Origin of the sequence: Mesorhizobium silamurunense (genome assembly GCF_014843825.1) — a bacterium.
GTDB classification, from domain to species: domain Bacteria; phylum Pseudomonadota; class Alphaproteobacteria; order Rhizobiales; family Rhizobiaceae; genus Mesorhizobium; species Mesorhizobium silamurunense.
In genome coordinates, this window is record NZ_JHQR01000168.1 from 1 (window position 1) to 4811 (window position 4811).

A 4811-nucleotide genomic window follows, 5' to 3' on the forward strand; every position below is an offset into this window, starting at 1 on the left:
GCTGGCGCTCGCCCGGCGCGGATGGGCCGTGGCGATCGTGGAAAAGAGTGCGTTTCCGCGCCGCAAGGTGTGCGGCGAATACATCTCGGCGAGCAATCTCGCGCTCCTCGACTGGCTGGAGATCGGCGATACCTGGCGCGCCGAGGGCGGTCCCGAAATCGAATCCGCCGGGTCGGCCTCTTTTCCGGCGACACCAGCATCGAGGCGCCGATGCCGGGCGCGCGGTCCGGACCCGCGGCAAGAGACGGCTTCGGCCGCGCGCTTGGCCGCGACATGTTGGATACCTTGCTGCTCGATGCAGCCCGGTCGGCTGGCGCTGAAGTCTTCCAGCCCTGCCGCGCCGTCGCCATCGAACGCGACGGTGACCGCCAAGCGGTGCGGATCCAGGCCAAAGGCGGCGGTTGTCGCGACGAGGCGGCGATCCTGCGGGCGCCGGTGATCGTCGCCGCGCACGGTTCGTGGGAGCCGGGGCCGCTGCCGAGCCAACTCGAGAAGCAAAGCCGCCCCTCGGACCTGCTCGGCTTCAAGGCGCATTTCACCGCATCGTCGCTGCCGCCCGACCTGATGCCCCTGCTGACATTCCCCGGTGGCTATGGCGGCATGGTGCTCGCCGACCACGGCCGCATGTCGATCTCCTGCTGCATAAGGCGCGACATGCTCGTCCGGCTGCGCGGCAGCCTCGCCCGAGAACGCGGTAGCCGTGTCTCGGCCGCCGAAGCCGTCGAGCATCACATCATGGCGACGTGCCGTGGCGCGCGGGAAGCCTTGGAGCAAGCCCGCCTCGACGGTCCGTGGCTTGCCGCCGGTCCGATCCGGCCCGGCATCCGCGTCGGCTACGAAGCGGACATCTTCCGCGTCGGCAATGCCGCCGGTGAGTCGCATCCGATCATCGCCGAGGGCATATCGATGGCGCTTCAGTCCGGCTGGCTCCTGGCGCATGAGCTCGGCGCGGCGGAAAGCGGGCAAACGGGACGGGAAGCGGCCGGCAGACGCTACGAGGCGGCCTGGCGGGGATTGTTCTCGACGCGGATCCTTGCCGCCGAAGCCATCGCCCGGATGGCCCTTGGCCCCGGCGGCGCTGCACTGATGGAGGCGGTCGTCCGCAATTTTCCGCGGGCGCTGACTTTGGGGGCACGGCTCAGCGGCAAGACGAGGTCCGTCCCCGGTTTGGCCGACGCGCGCCTGGCTCGATAAATTGGCCTAAAGCAGCGCGTCGCGATCTTTCAGATTCGCTCAGTGCGCTTTAGGTCTTTGATTTTACGCATGTCTTGTCCCGAAACCGGTTCCCACTTTCGGGAGACATGCTTTTAGAACTCAGCCACGACGATGTGCGCCTGAATTTTGGCGGCAACCTCGCCGCTGCCGTGCCTGTCCGCAATCGCGGATGCGGCGAAATCGGTCGCGGCTTCCAGTTTTCCCGAGTCCCTGGCCTCGATTTCGTTGCGAAGCAGGGTTCCCTGGCAATAGGCGACGGCCGGAAGCCGCGGCGAGGATGCTCGGCTTTGTTCGGCTCGTGTCTCGATCGCCACTCGGGAGAAACCTGCGCCCTCCAGCTCGCTGCGGATCAAAGCCGTATCGTGGTAGCCGTGCGGCGTGCGCGCCAGGAAGCGCGGCGGATCGTTCGGAAAAATCCTTGCAAGCGCATTCGTCACGTCATCGGCGAAAATATTCTCCTCGATGCGATCCCATACGCTGAACAGGAATCGTCCTCCGGGCTTGAGCACGCGCTTTGCCTCGCGATAGGCGGTCGAGCGGTCGGGGAAGAACATCGCCCCGAACTGACAGCAAACGAGATCGAAGGCCGCATCCTCGAACGGCAGCGCCAGAGCGTCCGCCTGGCGCCACGTGATTCGGCTGTCGGGTCCTTGCCGCGACGCGGCATAGTCGAGCATCGGCAGGTTGAGGTCGGTCACGACATAGCTTGCGCCGGCGGACAGTTTTGGCGCCAACGCGCGGGTGACGACGCCGGTGCCCGCGGCGGTTTCCAGGACGGTGATGGGCGATGACGACACTGCCCGTTGTGCAAGATCGGCGGCGTAGGGCTCGAAAATCAGCGGCACCATGTGGCGGTCGTAGTTTTCCGGAACCGAGCCGGCGAAGACCTTGTCCGTTTCCAGCATTGCGACCACCCACGTCCGTCTGGCCCGCAAGGCTAGCATACAAATATTTGTTTTGGCTTGGTTTCGATCGAGAGTCGTCCAACGGCATATGCGGCTATGTCGGCTGCTCCGGGCGCGGGGATTATGGAACATTCCGGGGCAATCGGAGTTCGATATTTAGTCCGGCTCTTTGCCGCCATGCCCGTGATGAGTTGTGCTGTGGCCTGAGGCGGCGCTCGCCACGCCTCCGGGAGGCAATACGATGACCCACGAAACGATCAGCCACAATCCGCACAGCACGGCAAGCATTGCCGGCCATCCTGTCCATGCAATGCTTATACCGTTCCCGATCGCCTTCTTCGTCGCGACCTTCGTTTGCGACCTCATCTTCTGGCGGACCGGTAATCCGGGCTGGGTCACCGCTTCGCTCTGGCTGCTGGGAGCCGGTCTGATCATGGCCGCGCTGGCCGCTCTTGCCGGCCTGACCGACATTATGGGCGATGCCCAGATCCGCAATCTTCGGGACGTATGGCTTCACGCCGGCGGCAACGTGATCGTCGTCCTGATCGAGCTTTACAACTGGTACACGCGATATGCCCAAGGCGAGGCGGCGGTGTTGCCGGTTGGCCTCATCCTGTCGCTGATCGTTGTTCTCATCCTTCTGTTCACCGGCTGGAAGGGCTGGGGAATGGTCTATCGGCATCATGTGGGGGTCGCCGACGAACCGGACCAGATGCGCTGAATACCCGACGTTTGCCGGTGTTTGAAGCATTCAGGAAAAGTGCGCAGCGATTTCCGTCAGGAATTGCGTAAAAACAAATAGTTGGACCGGGTAAGCGATTCAAAGGCTGAAAGGCTCAAGGCGCCCCGCAGGCCAGAGGGGCGTCGGACGACGGGTAGTGGGTCGGTTTGAAATTTCGACTGCGAACGAGTCGCTACGCCGCCTCGAAAGGTGTAGAATTGACTCGTCGTCCGCACCGAGCCGAGGCACACGGACGCTTGAAAGAGTAGATCGCGCTTTCGCCCATCCAAGGGGGAGGGAAGCGTCATGGCTTTCACCAAACACAGCGGCATATTCACGCCAGTCGAGCTGGAGCTTCTCCAGAGGGTATTTAACCAGTTGTGCGACGAGCGCCGTCTGGCCCTTAAGGACGGGGACCAAAGAGAACAGCTTGCCTGCCACGTCATCGAAGCTTTCCAGGACGGCTTCACCGCCGAAGCGGAGTTGTGGCAGTCGCTTTCGAAGCGCCGCGCGGCCAGGGCGTGAAGCCATCTGGCTTGATAATTCTGTCATTGATTTTCGGGCACACGGCGAAATCTTCCTTCCTGCCGCGGGGTTCGCGTTGCGTTCTGTTCCCGAAAAGATGTCGCACCTCACCGCGCCAGGCTCTTCCTGCCGTTTTTTAACCTCAATCCGCCCTTAGCCGGCGATCGCCCGAAAGGGTAGAACCTTCGCGCTTGCTTGACTCGGCCCGCAAAAACGGGCAGCAAAAGCGGGCGAAGGCGAGCATTTTTACCGTGGCGGAGACCATGGAGGGCTCTTTTTCGTATGGACCGTCGCCAGATTGGCGGCTGGTGGAGGGATTGGTTAACCATCTTTGTCCATCTTTTGAATCAATCGGCAACAGGCGCGTGAAGGTGCAGGGGGCACCAGGCGAACTGTGATCGTGACGGGTGCCAGGTCCGCAAACCGGCATGCCGATTGAGAGTGGTCGTATGGCGTTTTTGCGTTTGAAAAACCGGGGTGACACTCCTGAGAGGGGTTTGACTTCGAAGAGATCCGGCCAACGCTGGGTCGTGGTGCCCGCCATCGGCGGAGCGCTCGTTCTATGGTCGGTGGCGACCATGGCCGGCCTCTATTCCGTGAGCACCTCGCTCACCGCCGCATCCAACGGATTGCCGCAGAGCCTGCTTGCGCCGCGCAGCATTGCGCTTGGCGACCAGCGTCGCAAGCTCGTCAATGCCTGGGCGCCCCGCCTTGCCGCGGCCGGCGCCTACAAGACGGGCTCGCTCACCCGCGGCTGCGATGCCGGCTGCCTCAGCATTGCCACCAGCTTCGCGCCCTCGGTCTCAGCCCATGACGGCAAGGCCGCGCGGCTGAAGCCGGCGGCTCCCGACAGCGTATCGCATGAAAAGGTCGTGCTGGCTTCCGCCGCGGACGCCGCCGACCGTTTCGACAGCGTCATCAAGCGCGCCGGGCTTTCGCCGCAGAAACTCGCCGATGCCTTCCATCGTGCCGAGAGCGCGCCTTTCCTGCTGGCGAGCCTGCCGTCGGCAAGCCGCTTCGGCGGCGCCGTCCAGACCGACCCGACCCAGACCGACCCGACCTTGAGCGGTCCGGCCGAGGCACGGTTCGGCTCGAACCAGGTCGATGTCCAGCGTGCGTCCGAGCTGGCACTGGCGCTGGCAAATGTCGTGCCCGAAGAGACGGTCGACGTGCCGACCGCGGTCGCGCTCGCCAACACCCGTGCGCCCGACGCGACGGCCGGCGCCTCCGATGATGCCGAAGCCTCGGGGCAGGCCGCTGGAAATCAAGCCGCTGGAAACCAGGGCGAAGTGCAGGTCGCCTCGCTGCCGTCGCAGGATGATTTGCCCGACAGCATCGCCGTTCCGGGCCTGAGGCCGCGCGCCACGCTCGAGCGCGCGACCGAGGAGCCCGAACAGAATGCCGCGCGGAAGCCCGAGCCGGCAAAGCCGCAGGCAACCCAGAAG

General features: G+C 64.3%; 4 protein-coding genes and 1 pseudogene. 4 read left to right on the forward strand and 1 reads right to left on the reverse strand.

Features of this window, described 5'->3' with window-relative positions:
- Positions 1 to 285: 285 nt before the first annotated feature.
- Entirely contained in the window at positions 286 to 1194 is a 909-nt protein-coding gene (locus DH10_RS18900; RefSeq protein ID WP_246811604.1) for an NAD(P)/FAD-dependent oxidoreductase, read from the forward strand.
- A gap of 113 nt (positions 1195 to 1307) precedes the next feature.
- Here DH10_RS18900 and DH10_RS18905 read toward each other — a convergent pair whose 3' ends face one another.
- Positions 1308 to 2120, reverse strand: coding sequence for a class I SAM-dependent methyltransferase (locus DH10_RS18905; RefSeq protein ID WP_192258092.1), 813 nt, complete (start codon positions 2118 to 2120; stop codon positions 1308 to 1310).
- A gap of 241 nt (positions 2121 to 2361) precedes the next feature.
- On the opposite strand from DH10_RS18905, the gene DH10_RS18910 reads away from it, so the two are divergent.
- From DH10_RS18910 to DH10_RS18920, 3 genes and pseudogenes are all read left to right on the forward strand, one after another.
- Positions 2362 to 2841 (forward strand): DUF2231 domain-containing protein, encoded by a 480-nt coding sequence (locus DH10_RS18910; protein WP_210325408.1) that lies wholly within the window; start codon positions 2362 to 2364, stop codon positions 2839 to 2841.
- 306 nt (positions 2842 to 3147) lie between these two features.
- On the forward strand, positions 3148 to 3366 hold the full coding sequence (locus DH10_RS18915) for an RNA-binding protein (protein ID WP_192258090.1): 219 nt from the start codon (positions 3148 to 3150) through the stop codon (positions 3364 to 3366).
- Between the two features lie 497 nt (positions 3367 to 3863).
- Positions 3864 to 4811: pseudogene (locus DH10_RS18920) on the forward strand (hypothetical protein); the annotation flags it as partial.

What these genes read in the sequence shown, in the direction of transcription:
- DH10_RS18905 (WP_192258092.1), bottom strand. Translation starts at nt 2,120, where the DNA reads ATGCTGGAAACGGACAAGGTCTTCGCCGGCTCGGTTCCGGAAAACTAC.
- DH10_RS18910 (WP_210325408.1), top strand. Translation starts at nt 2,362, where the DNA reads ATGACCCACGAAACGATCAGCCACAATCCGCACAGCACGGCAAGCATT.
- DH10_RS18915 (WP_192258090.1), top strand. Translation starts at nt 3,148, where the DNA reads ATGGCTTTCACCAAACACAGCGGCATATTCACGCCAGTCGAGCTGGAG.